The organism is Arthrobacter sp. D1-17, from assembly GCF_054130535.1.
Map to the genome: position 1 here is coordinate 1,415,947 of NZ_CP096382.1, position 16,205 is coordinate 1,432,151.

A 16,205-nucleotide genomic window follows, 5' to 3' on the forward strand; every position below is an offset into this window, starting at 1 on the left:
CGGAGAGGTCCTTTAAGTGACGATAACCAAGGGCAATCAGCCCGCAGAGGAGTCCGCTGCTCCCGATGCCAGCGGTGAGGCGCCTGGGGCCGGCGGGCCACGTCCCGCGGGGGCGCGTGATCTGCAGATTTCGGCCACGATGCTGTCGGGGCTCACCGCCCTCGTACTCGGCGTGACAGCCGCAATATTGCCGGTTCCTTACGTGGTCGAGTCGCCGGGGCCGACGTACAACACGCTCGGCAGGGACGGGGGCAAGCCGGTCATCAGCGTCACGGGACACGACACCTACCCCGCCAAGGGAAACCTGAACCTCACCACCGTCTATGTCGACGGCGGACCCAACTCCACGGTCAGCGTTTTCGAAGCGTTTTCCGCTTGGCTCGACGATTCCAAGGCGGTCTACCCGCAGGAGCTGATATTCCCCGAGGGCGTCACCAGGGAGCAGTCCCAGCAGGAAAGCGCGGTCGCCATGACCACGTCGCAGGAAAATGCCATGGCCTCTGCGCTGAAGGAACTCGGCATACCCTTCGGGCAGAAGCTGGAAGTCGCCGACCTGTCGGATGGCTCGCCGTCGGAAGGAAAGCTGCGGCCCGGCGACGTCTTCACCTCGATCAACGGCAAGCCCATCAGCTCCCTGGCAGTCGTTCAAAAGGAACTGGCCGCCGGAAACGGCAAAGCAGTGACCGTGGTCGTGGACCGGGGCGGCAAACCCGTCACCGAAACGGTGGTGCCGCAACGGAGCGAGACGGGCAGGTTCATCCTCGGCGTCCTCCTCAAATACCGGTTTACATTCCCGTTCGACGTCAGGATCTCGCTGGAAAAGGTTGGCGGACCGAGCGCCGGAATGATGTTTGCCCTTGGCATCATCGACACGGTAACCCCCGGTGACCTCACGGGCGGCAAACACATCGCCGGCACCGGAACCATCACTCCTGACGGCGCTGTCGGGCCCATCGGGGGAGTGGCCGTGAAGATGCACGGGGCCCGGGCCGACGGTGCGACGATGTTCCTTGCGCCTGCCGCCAACTGCCCCCAGGTTACGGGCAACGTTCCCGAAGGCCTGCAGGTCGTGAAAGTGGAGAACCTTAAAGAGGCCAAACGTGCAGTGGAAATGGCTGCGAGCGGAGCGGATACATCGGGCCTTCCGTCCTGCGCCAACAACTAGACTAAATACAGGAACTAAGGCCTACCGCCGCTCGTGGCACTTAATGACAGCCGCCTGTTCTTGGAAACAAGTAAATACGAACAGCAATTAACCAAGCTATGAGGTACAGAGTTTGTCCCGACCTGCCAGCCCCACCCCGCCCGGAAGACTCCAGCCAAAGCGCGGTGCCCTGACGCCGACGCTCATTGTTGTTGCGCTTGTTGTCGTCGGGTTCATCTTCTTCGCCAATGTGTGGACGGATGTCCTCTGGTACCAGCAGTTGGGCTTCTTTGAAGTCTTCCTGACAGAAAACCTGGCGCGGATCGCCATCTTCGCAGCGGGCTTCGCCCTCATGTTCGCCGGCGTCTTCTTCGCGATCCGCATCGCTTACCACGCCCGCCCGGTTTACGCGCCAGACTCGGAAATCCGTGACAACCTCAACAGGTACCAGGCGCAGCTGGAACCCGTGCGGCGTGTCGTGATGATCGGCCTGCCCGTGATGTTCGGCCTGTTCGCCGGAAGCGCGGCGTCCAGCCAGTGGCAGAAAGTGATGCTGTTCTTCAACCAGGTACCGTTCGGCCAGAATGATCCTGAGTTCGGGCTGGACATCAGCTTCTACCTCATGACGCTCCCGTTCCTGGGCTTCGTCGTCGGATTCCTCATCAGCGTGGCCGTCATTGCCGGTATCGCAGGGATCCTGACGCACTACCTGTATGGCAGCATCCGCATCATGGAACGCGGCATCTTCACCAGCCGGGCAGCGCAGATCCATCTCGCCGTCACCGGCGCCTCGTTCCTGGTGCTGATGGGCATCAACTTCTGGCTGGACCGCTTCGCCGCAGTCCAGAACAACAACGGCCGGTGGGCCGGTGCCCTGTACACCGACGTTAACGCCGTCATTCCCACGAAGGCGATCCTGGCCGTCGCGGCCGTTCTCGTTGCGATCCTCTTTGTCGTTGCGGCAGTGATCGGCAGATGGCGGCTTCCGCTCATCGGAACCGCCATGCTGGTGATCACCTCGATCCTCGCCGGGGGCGTCTACCCCTGGGTCATTCAGCAGTTCCAGGTCCGTCCTTCCGAGCAGACCCTCGAAAATGAGTACATCAAGCGCAACATCGGCATGACCCGGGCTGCCTATGGACTGGACCAGGTGAATGTTGAGCGGTACAACGCCACCACCACAACCACCAGCGGCGCGCTGGCAAAGGATGCCCAGACCACGGCCAACATCCGACTGCTGGACCCGAACCTGATCTCCGATGCGTTCTCCCAGCTGGAGCAGTACCGGCCCTACTACCAGTTCCCCAAGTCACTGAACGTGGACCGGTATCTCGTTGACGGCAAGGTCCAGGACACCGTCATCGCCGTGCGTGAACTGAACCCGGACGGGCTCAGTCCCCAGCAGCAGTCATGGCTGAACCGCCACGCCGTTTACACTCACGGCTACGGTGTGGTCGCGGCGAAGGGAAACAAGTTCACGGCGGACGGCAAGCCCGAGTTCCTGCAGTCAGGCATCCCCTCCACCGGGGTGCTCGGCACGGACGAAACGTACGAGCCCCGTATCTACTTCGGTGAGGACTCGCCGGAATATTCGATCGTGGGCGCCCCGGAAGGAGCACCGCACCGTGAGCAGGACCGCCCCTCGGGCAAGGACACCGGTGGCGAAACCCAGTACACATTCACCGGCAACGGCGGCCCGAACGTCGGCAGCTTTTTGAACCGGGTCCTGTACTCGATCAAATTCCAGTCCTCCGACCTCCTGCTTTCCGACGCCGTCAACGAGGCGTCCCAGATCCTCTACGATCGCAACCCCCGCGACCGCGTGGAAAAGGTCGCCCCCTACCTGACCGTGGACGGCAACGTCTACCCGGCAGTTGTTGACGGACGCGTCAAGTGGATTGTGGACGGCTACACCACCAGCCAGTACTACCCCTACTCCCAGCAGGCGCAGCTCTCGGACGCCACCGCTGATTCGCAGACCACGGCCGGCCGCAGTGTCGCGCTGCCCAACAGCACGGTGAACTACATCCGTAACTCCGTGAAGGCCACCGTGGATGCGTATGACGGTTCGGTCACGCTCTATGCCTGGGACGATCAGGACCCGCTGCTGAAGGCATGGCAGAAGGTCTTCCCAACCTCGCTCAAGCCCTACTCGGAGATGTCCGGCGCTGTCATGAGCCACGTCCGCTACCCGGAAGACCTCTTCAAGGTCCAGCGCGAGCTGCTGGGGCGCTACCACGTCACGGACCCCGTCAGCTTCTACAAGAACGACGACGCGTGGAGCGTTCCCAACGACCCCACCGTGTCGGAGGAGGTCAAGCAGCCTCCGTTCTACATGTCGCTGCAGATGCCCGGCCAGCAGAAGCCGGCATTCCAGTTGACGTCGTCGTTCATCCCGCAGGTGGTGGACGGCAACGCCAGGAACGTCCTGTACGGCTTCCTGGCGGCCGATTCGGATGCTGGCGGCCAGAAGGGCGTGAAGGCAGAGTCCTATGGAAAGCTCAGGCTCCTGCAGGTTCCGCCGGAAGCCCAGGTACCCGGCCCCGGCCAGGCGCAGAACAAGTTCAACTCCGATCCGACCGTGTCACAGGCACTTAACCTGCTCCGCCAGGGCGCCTCGGATGTTTTGAACGGCAACCTCCTCACGCTCCCTGCCGGTGGCGGCCTGCTGTATGTCCAGCCGGTGTACCTGCGCTCGACCGGTGAAACGTCGTACCCGACGCTGCAGCGCGTGCTGGTGGCCTTCGGCGACAAGATCGGCTTCGCACCGACCCTGGATGAGGCTCTCAACCAGCTCTTCGGGGGTGACTCCGGGGCCGCGGCCGGTGACTCTGCCAACAACGGGCAGACTCCTCCGGCGCCGGGCGGAGGCGGAACCCCTGCCCCGGGTACAACCGATGCCCGTGCCGATCTGAAGGCTGCGCTGGCCGAAGCCAATGCCGCCATCAAGGCAGGGCAGGAAGCGCTGGGCAAGGGTGACTTCGCCGGTTACGGCGAGCAGCAGAAGAAGCTGAACGCGGCACTCCAGAAGGCCATTGACGCCGAGGCGAAGATCGCGGCGACGACTCCGGCATCGGAGCCGTCCCCCTCGGGGACGCCGGCCCCCACCCCCAGCAGCTAAGCAGCCGCCGCCCGGCAGCGGCACAGCCGACAGCGGCACCAAGGGCCCGCCGTCGTTCTCCAAGAGCGACGGCGGGCTTTTCGGTGGCAGGCGGCCATCGCTCCTGGCGCTCGGGGCATAGCCCCGGCGCCGCCACGTCAGCCCCGGTACCGCCGAGGGGAGATGAAGGTCACGCCCCCACGATTTGGCCTGCTGTTCACGTGCCGGTAGAGTTGATATTGCGACGCGGGGTGGAGCAGTTCGGTAGCTCGCTGGGCTCATAACCCAGAGGTCACAGGTTCAAATCCTGTCCCCGCAACTGAGAAGGGGCCCGGATCACTGTCAGGTGGTCCGGGCTTTTTGCTGTCCAGCCCTGCTGCGTGAGCGAGTGGCGCGGGCGGCCCGAAAAGTAGGGTAGAGTTGATCAAGCGACGCGGGGTGGAGCAGTTCGGTAGCTCGCTGGGCTCATAACCCAGAGGTCACAGGTTCAAATCCTGTCCCCGCAACTGAGAAGAGGCCCCGGCCGGTGATAAACCGGCCGGGGCCTCTTGCATTCCCGGTAGCTTTTGTTCACGTTGTGGCTCTTCCTAGTATTCTCTTCGCAGGGCCCCCGGAGTGTTCGGCCCGGGGCAGTTGCCCGTCTCCGTCATTCTCGAGAGGAATGTAGTTTCGATGTCCACAACGAAGAACAAATCCGGCACTGCGAAAGGCAAGCGGTCCAGGCTCTACTGGGCGGTGCCTGCGGTCCTCGTGGCTGCGGTGCTGGTGGTTCTGCTCGCGAAGTGGGCTGTGGGGCTCCCGGGCATCCAGTCGTTCCTGAAGGAGTACCCGGGACATTCCGAGCTGCCTGAAGGCGCGCCCGTCGGTTTCCCGGCGTGGCTGGGCTGGCAGCACTTCCTCAATGCCTTCCTGCTGCTGCTCATCATCCGCACGGGCTGGCAGGTGCGGACAACCACCCGCCCGGGCGGCTACTGGACGCGGAACAACAAGGGCCTCATCAAAACCAAGACTCCGCCGACGAAAATTTCCCTCGAGCTTTGGTTCCACCTCACCCTTGACGCTCTCTGGGTTTTGAACGGTCTGGTCTTCGCGGTCCTGATCTTCGCCACCGGCCAGTGGATGCGCATCGTTCCGACGAGCTGGGACGTCTTCCCGAATGCCCTTTCGGCCGCGCTGCAGTACGCGTCGCTGAACTGGCCCACCGAGAACGGCTGGGTGAACTACAACGCCCTGCAGCTGCTGGCGTATTTCGCAACGGTCTTCATTGCCGGCCCGCTGTCCTTCATCACAGGGCTGCGCATGTCTGCGGCGTGGCCCAAAAAAGCCTCCGCGCTGAACCGGGCGTTCCCGATTGAAGCAGCCCGTGCCATCCACTTTCCCGTGATGATCTACTTCGTTGCGTTCATCGTGGTCCACGTGTTCCTGGTACTGGCCACCGGTGCCTTGCGGAACCTCAACCACATGTACGCGGCAAGCGACGACGCAGGTTGGGCCGGGTTCTGGATCTTCGCTGCTTCGGTGGGCGTCATGGTGGCCGCCTGGTTCCTGGCCCGGCCGCTGTTCCTGCGCCCCATCGCCTCCCTGATGGGCAAGGTCACGAGCCGCTGACCCTCCCGTCCGGCGCGCGCCTACGGCAGCGGCAACTCTCAGCCGTCCTTCAGCTGCCGGTACGCATCCAGGGCACGTTCACGTGACTCCTGCAGCCCTACGAGGGGAGCAGGGTACGCAGGCGCGGCAGAGGACTTCTTCCAGGGCTCATGGACTGTCTTGCCGTCCAGCCCGGCGAGTTCAGGGATGAAGCGCCGCAGGTAATGTCCTGCTGCATCGAACTTCTTGCTCTGGGTTACTGGATTGAAGATTCTGAAGTAGGGGGATGCATCTGCTCCTGAGCCTGCCACCCACTGCCAGTTGGCCGGGTTGCTGGCGGCGTCGGCGTCCACCAGCGTGTCCCAAAACCATGCCTCGCCCAGCCGCCAGTCTGCGAGCAGGTTTTTCACCAGGAACGATGCGGCGGCCATGCGCACGCGGTTGTGCATCCATCCGGTCTGCCATAGCTGGCGCATACCGGCATCCACAAGCGGATAGCCCGTGCGGCCCCGCCGCCACGCCTCCAGTTCTGTGCGCGACGGACTCTGCCAGGCGAACCGGTCGAATTCACGGCGGTAATTGACTGTGGCAAGTTCCGGGTTCCCGTACAGCAGGTGCCAGCAGAATTCCCGCCAGCCGAGCTCGCTGCGGAAAATCCCGACGTCGGCAGGAGCGTTTTGCGGAAAGCGTTCCCGGAGTGCGTGCCAGACCCGGAACGGGCTGATCTCGCCAAAGCGAAGGTGCGGGGAGAGCCTGCTGGTGCCTTCCACTGCAGGCAGATCCCGGCCCGTCCCGTACTCCTCGATTGGTCCGTCCAGGAATTCTTCGAGCCGCCGGTTCCCGCCGCGTTCGCCGGGCGTCCAGCTGCCCGCGAGCCCGCTGCTCCAATCGGGCCGGCGGGGGAGCAGTCCCCAGCTGTCGAGGTTGTCACTGGCCGGCAATGACCCGCCGGAAGCACTTGCCGGCCGCGGGAGATCCACCGGAGTATCGGGGGGCATTCTCGGCTCCGTGCCGGCCAGACACGTCCGCCAGAAGGGAGTGAAGACCTTGTACAGCCCGCCCGAGCCAGTCCGGACCGTCCACGGTTCGAAAAGAAGGTTTGCCTGGAAGCTGGCCGCATCGATGCCGTGTTCCGTGGCCCATTCCTTGATCTTGGCGTCGACCGTCCGTTCGGGCAGCGCGTAGCGCCTGTTCCAGAGGATTGACCCGGCCGCTGTTTCCTCCGCGAGGCCGCGGAGGACGTCCTGGGCGGCACCCCGGCGCAGCAGCAGGCGCGATCCGCGGGATTCGAGGTCGGCCGAAAGTGCGGCCAGTGAATGGTGCAGCCACCATCTGGCAGCTCCGCCCAACGGACGCATGCCGGGGGAGTCCTCATCAAGGATGTACACCACAGTCACCGGATCAGGCCCGGAGGCTGCAGCCGCAAGGGCTGGGTTATCGTCGAGGCGTAGGTCATCCCGGAGCCAGACAATCGTTGAGGGCATGATGCCACGCTACAGGCCGCACAGACAGGGCCGGGACCCCTCGGATCCCGGCCCTGTCTGTCTGGCGCCGGTTCTGGTAGCGCCGTCTGCTCGGGTAGTCCCGCCTCCTGAAGCTATGACCTGCTAGAGCTTGTCAAAGTCCGCTTCGTCCACCGTGGACTCCGAGGCTGCGGAACCGGAGGTCCCAAGGGCCGGGCGGGGGCTCCCGCCGGACTTCAGCGCGGCCAGGCGGGCCTCGATCTCCGTCTGCTCGCCGAGGTCTTCCAGCTGGTTGAACTGCGCGTCGAGGCTCGACGCCGCAAGCTCCTGCTGGCCGAGCACCTTTGCTTCCTCGCGCCGGATCTTCTCTTCAAAGCGGCCCACTTCGCTGGTGGGATCCATGATGTCGATGCTCTTGAGGGCGTCGTGAACCTGGGACTGAGCGGCCGCTGTCTTGGAGCGGGCAACAAGCTCGTTGCGCTTGCTAGTGAGCTGGTTCAACTTGCCCTTCATCTGGTCCAAGCCGGACTTCAGACGTTCCACAACCTCAGTCTGGGAGGCAATGCTCGGCTCAGCGGCCTTCGCTTCGTTCTCAGAAGCGATCTGGCGCTGCAGCGCCACCTTGGCCAAGTTGTCGAATTTCTGGGCGTCGGCCAGGTCGCCGGCGCTGCGGTATTCATCGGCCTTGCGGGATGCTGCCAGTGCCTTGTTGCCCCAGTCCTGCGCGTTTTTCACATCTTCGTTATAGTCCGCCTGCAGCATGCGAAGGTTGCCGATGGTTTGGGCCACAGCCGACTCGGCCTCGGCAATGTTGTTGGTGTAGTCCCGCACCATCTGGTCGAGCATCTTCTGCGGGTCCTCGGCCTGATCGAGCAAGGAGTTGATGTTCGCCTTCGCGAGCTGTGCCATGCGGCCGAAAATGGACTGCTTAACCATGGTGATACCTTTCGTCCTGCTCAGTTTTCCCACTGAATCCGGTGATCAGTTGATGTACCGCTTCTACCCGCCCGCCGAAAGGTACCGGCCGGCGCTAGTCTTTCCTGTCGGCTAGAAGTCTCCGCCTCCGCCGAAGTCGCCGCCCCAATCTCCGCCGGAGTCGCCGCCGGAGTCGCCGCCCCAGCCACCACCGTCGCTGTGGCCGCCGCCCCAGCCTCCACCGTCGCTGTGGCCGCCGCCCCAGCCTCCACCGCTACCGCCGTTCAGGATGGAGTTGATCAGGATCCCGCCCAGGATTGCGCCTCCGAGGCCGCCGCCTCCGCCGCCTCCGAACATGCCGCCCCGGCCGTAACCCTGGTTGGCGTAACCGCCGAAGTTATCGACGTCGGACTGTGCCAGGTGGGCTGCCTGCGTTGCCAACGCATGCGACTGCTGGGCATAGGTCAGGGCGGTGACGGGATCGTTGCGGGAGATGGAGAGGGCGTAATCGAGATTGCGCTGCGCCTCGGCCAGGCGGGTTCTGGCCTCTGTTCCCACGCCGCCGCGCCGGGCGGTGATGTAGTCCGATGTCGCACTGATCTGGGCCTGCGCTGCCATGATGGTCTGCTGCAGCGACGCCTGAGCGCGGCGCGCCTGTTCCTGCTGGTCGCGGATCCCGCTGAGCGCACGGTCCAAAGCCTGGTGAGCCGCTTCCACCCGTTCCAGGGTGGCGATCGGGTCAATCCGGCCGTCCTGGATCTCACCTTTTACCTGGGCGAGCACCGTCTCGACGCCTGCCACGGGACCGGCAAGCTCCGGGTGGGCGCCGGACTGGATCATGGCCTTGGCCTGGGCGAGATCCTGCGACGTATCCACCACCGCCGTCTCAAGGCCCTGCCGGGCCTTGTCGAGGTTGCTCGCGACCTTCGATATCGCGTCGAGCAGCACGTTGGTCTGGTGCAGGCTCTCTTCGGCAGCGCGGACGGCAACAGCGGCCAAGCTTCCTTCGCCAGAGGCAAGCTTCTCCCGCGCGGTGTTGCCCGCGTTCTGCACGAAAGCCAGCCGCTCCTTCGCCTGCGTGATGTTGTCCGCCACCTGGATGAGCGCGCTTTCGGCGTACTTGCCGCGCAGCTCATCGAGGGTACGGTCGGCGTTGGTGATCTTCGCGTCGGCAGCTGCCGCTCCGGATTCGACCGCTGCGAGGGCCTGAGGAGCATTCTTTTCGAGCTCACGCAGGGAGTCAAAGTCCGCCTTCTGCTCCTGCAGGGATGCCAGGGCCGCTTCCGACCGGCGGATGATTTCGCCCAGCCAGGTGCGCTGCTGCTCTTCCGTGTCCGGGATGTGGTCGTCCAGCTGCTGCTGCAGCTTGAACGATTCGGCCATGTGGGCTTTGGCCTCTTCAAGTGCCTTCGTGAAATTGCCGACTGCGGCCTCACCGTACTGCGCCTCAGCGAAGCCGAGTTCCTGCTCGCTGGACTTGATGGCGTCGTCAGCCTCGATGAGCAGCGATCCGCTCTTCCGGCGGAGTTCTTCGACGCTCAGCGCGGCCAAGGGATCAGCCTCGCCGCCCTGCGGGCCGTAGCTGGCGCTGGAAGCCAGGCTTGCCTTCTTCCGCCTGCTGCGGAGGTAGAGGTACGTTCCGGCTCCGGCGGCTACGACTCCTGCACCCACCAGGACGGCCGTGCCCGCTCCGTCACCGGAGGGAACTGTTCCGCTGCCGCCCCCTGCGGCGTCGCCGATAGCTGCGGCTGTGTCAATGGCGGCCTGAGCGTAGTCACCATTGCGGAGCTGGGGGTCGACTGCGCTCTTGATGATGGTGTCACGCTGCGCGTCGGTGATTTTGCTGCCCCTGGGCTTGCTCAGCTGATATTGCCTGCTGGTTGGGTCTGTGGCAACGGCCAGCACCATGGCGTTTGAGCGCAAATTCGCCTTGGCTGCGACTTGAGCAGTCCAGGCAGTTCCGTCCGACGGGTTCTCGAACTTCTTCACATAGACCACGTGCAGCGTCATTGCGTGTTCGGTGCCGAGCTTCTTAATAGCCGCTTCGACGTCGGCTTTCTTGCCGCCGAGCACTCCGGCGGTATCAACGATTTTAGTGACAGGATCCAGTGTGACAGGGCTTTCGGCCCAGGCTGTTGCGGCGGGAACCGCCAGCATTCCAGCAAGGCCGATCACGGCGAGTACACGTTTCAACATTGACCGCATGGCAACCCTTCAGCACGCCCGCGGCTGGTTCAGGATGAAACAGCCGTCTCAGAACGCAGCAGCGCCCCCACGCCGGGTGTAAAGCCGCAGGTCGCTGTGGCAATTCTTCTTGATTCTATGGTGCACCAAGGGGTCAGTCCACGGCGGGGAATATGCCACCAGCGAAAGCGCTCGCCGCCATTCAGGGACCTCTCAGCAAACGTTCGCCCCAGTTTCAGTTGCATCGTTCATAGTTAATAGAGACGAGGATGAAAGGAAGTCCAATGACCGAGAACCCAGTACCGGGCACAGCTCCCGAGAACCGAGACCCTGCAGGACGGCCCGCCGATCCTTCGGCTTCGGCTCGGCCGGGGCGTCCGGAGGGTCTCCGAGCGGGGGAAAGCCAGCCACAAGAGGGGCTGGCCAACCACAGTGAGCGCCAGGACGCGCAGGACGCACACCCCGTGCACGGCGAAGAAAATCCCACCATGCGGCTGCACGCCTCGGACGGAGCAGAAAGCACCCCCGACGCGGCAGCAAGCACCCCCGACGGTGTAGAAAATACGCCGGGCAACAGTGGTTACTCCCCGCTCTCGAACGGTCCGCGGCCGGAGTACCCCCAGCATGCCCCGTTTTATGGGCAGCACTCCGGGCCTGCCACGCAGCAGTTCGCCTCTGTGCCGCACGCACCGCGGCATGCCGATGACCATGGTCAGCAGCACGGACACGGCGAGCTGCCGGGGCACGGACAGCATGCCGCACCTTCCCCGTTCGCGGACAACCGTGCGAACGCGCCGAAGCGCAAAGCGACCTTCGGCGTGGGCACCCTGGTGGCCAGCATCCTTGCCGCCGGCCTCGTCGGCGGCAGTGTGGCAACAGTGGGGGCCGGCAACCTCTTCGACGGCACCGCGCCGGCCGTGAGCACGGGGAGCCAGCCCGGAACCGTCATCGTGAACAACAAGGACGACGTCAACGTCATCACGGCGGCGGCAACCAAGGCCTCTCCCAGCGTGGTCACCATCAAGGCCACGAAGGGCGGCGAGGGCGGCACGGGTTCTGGCGTGATCCTCGACGAACAGGGGCACATCCTGACCAACACCCACGTAGTGACGCTGGACGGGACCGTCGCCAACCCGGACATAGAGATCCGTACTAACGAGGGCCGGGTGCTGTCAGCGAAAGTCGTCGGAACGGATCCGCTGTCCGACCTCGCCGTCATCAAGGTGGACAACCCGTCCGGCCTCACTCCTGCAACCCTTGGAGATTCGGGCAAGCTGAACGTGGGCGATACGGCCGTGGCGATCGGCTCGCCCCTCGGCCTGAACGGCACGGTAACGGACGGCATTGTCTCCACCCTCAACCGGACAATCAGCGTCGCCTCCTCCGCAGCCCCCAAGGAAGGCGGGGACAAGTCCCAAGGCGGCGACCAGGGCTTCGAGTTTGCTCCTCCCGGCCAGGGACAGGGCCAGAGCTCGGCGAACAAGGGCTCCATTTCGATCAACGTCATCCAGACTGACGCGGCGATCAACCCGGGCAACTCGGGTGGTGCACTGGTCAACAGCAAGGGCGAGATCATCGGCGTCAATGTCGCCATCGCTTCAGCCGGCGGCGGTTCAGCCGCGGCCGGGACGGGCAACATCGGGGTCGGCTTCAGCATCCCGATCAACCACGCCAAGCGCGTCGCCCAGGAAATCATCGACAACGGCAAGGCAACCCACGGCCAGCTCGGCGTCAGCGTCAAGGAGAAGACCTCCAAAGACTCGTCCTCAGGGTTCTCCATCGGTGCGGATGTCGCCACAGTGGAACCCAACTCCGCAGCAGCAAAGGCGGGCATCAGGGTCGGTGACGTTGTCACACGCTTCAATGACCTCGCCATCAGCGATCCGAACCAGCTGACCGCGGCGGTCCGGGAGCAGCCGGCCGGCGCATCGGTGAAGATCACGATTCAGCGGAATGGCCGCGAACAGCAACTTGACGTGACCCTCGGCGCCGCAGCCGAACAATAGGCGGCCGCAGCCGAACAGTAGGCGGCCGCAGCCGGAAAGCAGGGCCGACGGCGGGACTCACCGGAAGGCCGGGTCCCGCCGTCATCGTGCGGTTCTGACACAGACGTTAACTGTGCCGTTCTGACACAGGCGTTAACACGGGACGGCGCCGTCGCGCCTCTATATGGTTAGCTAGGAGCTACCCGTATCCCGGGCGTTCCGCAGCCATGACCTCACCCGGCTGGCTATCCACAAGCATGGAAGGCTGCTGTAAATACAGTGGAAGAGACATTGAAGATCATCGTCCTGGTCAAGCATGTGCCGGACGCCCAGTTCGACCGGCACCTCACTGGCGAGGACCACACGACGGACCGCGGCGAGAGCATCCTGTCCGAGCTGGATGAATACGCCCTGGAGGCTGCGCTGCAGCTGATCGAGGCGCGCGGCGGGAGCAAGGCGGGCAACAAAGTGATCGCCCTTAGCATGGGACCGGCCGGGGCGGTCAATGCCGTCAAGAAGTCCCTGCAGATCGGCGCCACCGAGGGTGTCCACCTGACGGATGATGCGCTCGCCGGCTCCGACGCCGCCGCTACGTCCCTCGCGCTCGCGGCCGCCATCCGGCACCTGGGCGCTGACAGCCCCGTTGACCTGGTCCTTACCGGCATGGCGTCCACGGATGGCGAAACATCCCTGGTGCCGGCCCAGCTCGCGGAGCGCCTGGGCCTTCCCCAGGTGACCTTCGCATCGTCTCTGGAGGTCGACGGCGGGCGGATCGTCGCACGCCGCGACGCGGACACCCATTCCGAAACCGTTGAAGCGTCCCTGCCCGCGGTGGTGTCCGTGACGGACCAGATCAACGAACCGCGGTATCCAAACTTCAAGGGCATCATCGCCGCCAAGCGCAAAAGCATTACCACGCTCTCGCTGTCAGAGATCGGCGTTGACCCGTCCCAGGTGGGGCACGCCGGGTCTTGGACCACGGTGGTGTCGGCGGAGGAACGCCCGCCGCGCACCGCCGGCACCATCATCACGGACGAAGGCGACGCCGGCATCAAGCTGGTGGACTTCCTGGCCGCACAGAAGCTGCTCTAAGAGGGATCACAACACATGGCAAACGCACTTGTATTCATTGACAACCCGGGCCAGGTCCTCAAGAAGAGCAGCTTGGAACTGCTGACCACCGCCCGTACCTTCGGCGAGACTGCCGTCGCCGTTAACGGCGAACTGAACGACGACGTCGCCGCCACCTTGGGCGCTTACGGCGCCTCCGCGGTCTTCCGTCCGTCCGTGCAGGACCTGGACGACTACCTGGTTGCTGCCAAAGCTGCATTCGTCGCTGCGGTGGTGGACAAGTCCGGCGCCACGACGGTTCTGCTCGAAAACTCGCCGGAGGGCAAGGAAATCGCCGCGCGGCTCGGGATCCGCCTGAGCGCAGGCGTCATCACGGACGTCGTCTCAGTCGACGCCGACGGCACCGCCCATAAGTCGGTGCTGGCCGGTTCCTACACATCCGCGTGCAAGGCGAACACCCCGGTCAGCGTGCTGAACGTCAAGGCCAACACGGTCGAGCCGCAGCCTGCAGCGGCACCCGCCACACCCGAAACCGTGACCGTGGATGTCCCAGCCGACGCTGCCGCCACGGCAGCCCGGATCACCGCCCGTGAGCAGAAGGTTGCCAGCGGACGCCCGGATCTGACCGATGCCCGGATCGTCGTGGCAGGAGGCCGCGGACTGGACGGGGATTTCACCCCGGTGGAGGAGCTCGCGGACGCCCTCGGCGCCGCGGTGGGAGCTTCTAGGGCAGCAACGGACGCCGGCTGGATCAGTCACGACGCCCAGGTCGGACAGACCGGCAAGACCGTCTCGCCCCAGCTCTACATTTCTGCAGGTATCTCCGGAGCCATTCAGCAGAAGGCAGGCATGCAGACGGCCAAGGTCATCGTGGCCGTCAACAAGGACCCCGAATCGCCGGTCTTCGAAATCGCGGACTTCGGCATTGTCGGCGACCTTTTCAAGGTGCTGCCCCAGGCGACCGAAGAAATCAAGAAGCGCAAGGGCTGATCCTTGTCTGCACAAGTTCCGCCGCAGAGCCCGTTCGACCCGGAGAAGCACCGGGTCGAGCGGGTGCTCTGTTTTGCGGCCCATCCCGACGACATCGACTTTGGCGCCGCCGGCACGGTGGCGGCCTGGACAGCAGCAGGTGTTGAGGTCACCTACTGCATCATGACCGACGGCGATGCGGGGGGCTTTGATCCCGCCCACCGGGCGGAAATTATCGCTCTCCGGTCCGCGGAGCAGGAGCGCGCCGCTTCACTCGTCGGCGTCACCGATATCCACTACCTTCACGAGCGGGACGGCTTTCTCGAGCCGAACCACCTGGTGATGCTGGGCGTGGTGAAGCTGATCCGCGAGGTCCGCCCCGACGTCGTGCTTTCCATGCATCCGGAACGGAACTGGGACCGCATCCAGAAGAGCCATCCGGACCACCTGGCCGTGGGGGAGGCCGTGACGCGGGCCATCTACCCCGCCGCCGAGAACCCGTTCGCCTATCCGGAGCTCGCGGAATCGGGGCTGGACGCCTACAAGGTGCCGTGGCTGTGGATGTTTGCCGGGCCGGAGGAACGGGAGAACCATTTTGTTGACGTGACGCCGCACGTGGAAAGCAAGCTGGAAGCGATCCATGTCCACGTCAGCCAGCACCCCGATGCCGCAGCAATGGAGACGACGGTCCGCAAGGGCATGCATCTCAATGCCAGGCGGGCAGGCCTTCCGGAGGGCCGCAGTGCCGAAGCCTTTCACGTTGTGGCCATCAACGGCCCGGGCACCATCGCCGGTTTTTAGGTTTTCGGCTGCACTCAGGTTCTCGGCTACGCGGTCTCGGTTCCGTAGTGCAGCTAAGCAAGAAGCCGCGCAGTATTTGCATACTGCGCGGCTTCTTGCTGTCTGCCCTTCGGCGGCGCCCTCCGGGCTGCCGCATCAGGTGTTAAGGGGCGTTATGTGTTAAGTGGTGCGGAGGCGACGGTGGGAAGGGACGGCGCTTGGGAACCGCCGGCCGGCTCCACAGTGATGCCGAGGGCGGCAGCAGAACCGATGCCCTTGACGACGGCCGGCTTGGACAGCGCCTCCTCGTCCATCAGGCCCTGGGAAACGGGAGTGGAACCGTCCTTGGGGATGAGCCACATCTGGTACACCTTGCCCGGGGGAGGAGCGGGGACATCCTTCATCCGGACCACCAAGGCGTCCTTCGACGGCGCGATGGTGAGCGTCGCTGTGCCGCCACCGCTGACCTCGACGGTGGCCTGGCGCACATCCTGCGCTTCGAGGACCTGCCTTAGCGGATCATTCTGGTTTGCGATATAGGCGCCTACACCGACGCCGCCGAGTGCGATAAATGCAGCAGCGGCCACTCCGATAATCCAGTTCCTCATGCCGCCGGTGCGCCGGCGGAAATCCCGGCGTCCCCGCGCAGCGGCAAGCTCATCCACTGCCTGTGGCTGCGCCTGTGCCTCCACACGGCCTGTGTCCGGAGTCCCCGGAAGCTGCGCGGCTATGCGGTCAAACAGATCCGCCGGAGGCTCCTCTTCTGCAGTGAAGGTCATGGCCAGGGTTTCCCGGGCCTGGCGGACGCGCTCATGGAACGCTTCGCGCTCGGCCTCAGGAGCTGCCCTAATGTACTCTTCGATCGCATCCCGCTCTTCGCCGGTCACGGCGTCCAGTGCGTAGATTTCGGCAAGCTCAACCACGCGGCCTGCGGTCAGGTCAGTGGAAATGTCCGCAGCGAAGGCCCGCGGCAGTTGACGGCCATGTGATTCATTCGTTTCGTTCAT

11 protein-coding genes and 2 tRNA genes are annotated in these 16,205 nt (G+C 64.5%); 9 read left to right on the forward strand and 4 right to left on the reverse strand.

Annotation, left to right across the window (positions count from 1 at the left end):
* The first annotated feature begins 16 nt into the window (after positions 1-16).
* The 5 genes from M1E01_RS06635 (at position 17) to M1E01_RS06655 (ending at position 5,852) form a co-directional block, all read left to right on the forward strand.
* The gene (locus tag M1E01_RS06635; RefSeq protein ID WP_457974279.1) at positions 17-1,165 is read left to right on the forward strand and encodes a YlbL family protein; all 1,149 of its coding nucleotides are present in this window, start codon (positions 17-19) and stop codon (positions 1,163-1,165) included.
* Between the two features lie 112 nt (positions 1,166-1,277).
* A complete protein-coding gene (locus M1E01_RS06640) occupies positions 1,278-4,265 on the forward strand; it encodes a UPF0182 family membrane protein (RefSeq protein ID WP_457974280.1) in 2,988 nt (995 codons plus the stop codon).
* 224 nt (positions 4,266-4,489) lie between these two features.
* A tRNA-Met gene (locus M1E01_RS06645) sits at positions 4,490-4,563 on the forward strand.
* 113 nt (positions 4,564-4,676) lie between these two features.
* Positions 4,677-4,750, forward strand: a tRNA-Met gene (locus M1E01_RS06650).
* A 166-nt stretch (positions 4,751-4,916) separates the two neighbouring features.
* On the forward strand, positions 4,917-5,852 hold the full coding sequence (locus M1E01_RS06655; protein WP_457974281.1) for a cytochrome b/b6 domain-containing protein: 936 nt from the start codon (positions 4,917-4,919) through the stop codon (positions 5,850-5,852).
* A gap of 38 nt (positions 5,853-5,890) precedes the next feature.
* On the opposite strand, the gene M1E01_RS06660 is transcribed toward M1E01_RS06655, so the two are convergent.
* The 3 genes from M1E01_RS06660 to M1E01_RS06670 all read right to left on the reverse strand — a co-directional run bounded on the left by M1E01_RS06660 (position 5,891) and on the right by M1E01_RS06670 (position 10,414).
* On the reverse strand, positions 5,891-7,315 hold the full coding sequence (locus M1E01_RS06660) for a cryptochrome/photolyase family protein (protein WP_457974282.1): 1,425 nt from the start codon (positions 7,313-7,315) through the stop codon (positions 5,891-5,893).
* Between the two features lie 123 nt (positions 7,316-7,438).
* Positions 7,439-8,230: a PspA/IM30 family protein gene (locus M1E01_RS06665; RefSeq protein ID WP_457974283.1), complete on the reverse strand. Its 792-nt coding sequence runs from the start codon at positions 8,228-8,230 to the stop codon at positions 7,439-7,441.
* Between the two features lie 111 nt (positions 8,231-8,341).
* A complete protein-coding gene (locus tag M1E01_RS06670; protein ID WP_457974284.1) occupies positions 8,342-10,414 on the reverse strand; it encodes a TPM domain-containing protein in 2,073 nt (690 codons plus the stop codon).
* 263 nt (positions 10,415-10,677) lie between these two features.
* Between M1E01_RS06670 and M1E01_RS06675 the strand changes: the two genes are divergently transcribed.
* The 4 genes from M1E01_RS06675 (at position 10,678) to M1E01_RS06690 (ending at position 15,219) form a co-directional block, all read left to right on the forward strand.
* Entirely contained in the window at positions 10,678-12,399 is a 1,722-nt protein-coding gene (locus tag M1E01_RS06675; protein WP_457974285.1) for a S1C family serine protease, read from the forward strand.
* A 270-nt stretch (positions 12,400-12,669) separates the two neighbouring features.
* Positions 12,670-13,470 carry an electron transfer flavoprotein subunit beta/FixA family protein gene (locus tag M1E01_RS06680; protein ID WP_457974886.1) on the forward strand — a complete coding sequence of 267 codons (801 nt, stop codon included), beginning with the start codon at positions 12,670-12,672 and terminating at the stop codon, positions 13,468-13,470.
* Between the two features lie 15 nt (positions 13,471-13,485).
* Positions 13,486-14,439: an electron transfer flavoprotein subunit alpha/FixB family protein gene (locus tag M1E01_RS06685; protein ID WP_457974286.1), complete on the forward strand. Its 954-nt coding sequence runs from the start codon at positions 13,486-13,488 to the stop codon at positions 14,437-14,439.
* Between the two features lie 3 nt (positions 14,440-14,442).
* Positions 14,443-15,219 carry a PIG-L deacetylase family protein gene (locus M1E01_RS06690; protein WP_457974287.1) on the forward strand — a complete coding sequence of 259 codons (777 nt, stop codon included), beginning with the start codon at positions 14,443-14,445 and terminating at the stop codon, positions 15,217-15,219.
* Between the two features lie 152 nt (positions 15,220-15,371).
* Here the strand turns inward: M1E01_RS06690 and M1E01_RS06695 are convergent, their stop codons facing one another.
* Complete coding sequence (locus tag M1E01_RS06695) at positions 15,372-16,205, reverse strand: anti-sigma factor (protein ID WP_457974288.1); 834 nt, start codon at positions 16,203-16,205, stop codon at positions 15,372-15,374.

Bases quoted from the DNA above. Each gene is read 5' to 3' on its own strand.
- M1E01_RS06665 (WP_457974283.1), bottom strand. From the start codon at position 8,230: ATGGTTAAGCAGTCCATTTTCGGCCGCATGGCACAGCTCGCGAAGGCG.
- M1E01_RS06655 (WP_457974281.1), top strand. From the start codon at position 4,917: ATGTCCACAACGAAGAACAAATCCGGCACTGCGAAAGGCAAGCGGTCC.
- M1E01_RS06660 (WP_457974282.1), bottom strand. From the start codon at position 7,315: ATGCCCTCAACGATTGTCTGGCTCCGGGATGACCTACGCCTCGACGAT.
- M1E01_RS06670 (WP_457974284.1), bottom strand. From the start codon at position 10,414: ATGCGGTCAATGTTGAAACGTGTACTCGCCGTGATCGGCCTTGCTGGA.
- M1E01_RS06695 (WP_457974288.1), bottom strand. From the start codon at position 16,205: ATGAACGAAACGAATGAATCACATGGCCGTCAACTGCCGCGGGCCTTC.
- M1E01_RS06675 (WP_457974285.1), top strand. From the start codon at position 10,678: ATGACCGAGAACCCAGTACCGGGCACAGCTCCCGAGAACCGAGACCCT.
- M1E01_RS06685 (WP_457974286.1), top strand. From the start codon at position 13,486: ATGGCAAACGCACTTGTATTCATTGACAACCCGGGCCAGGTCCTCAAG.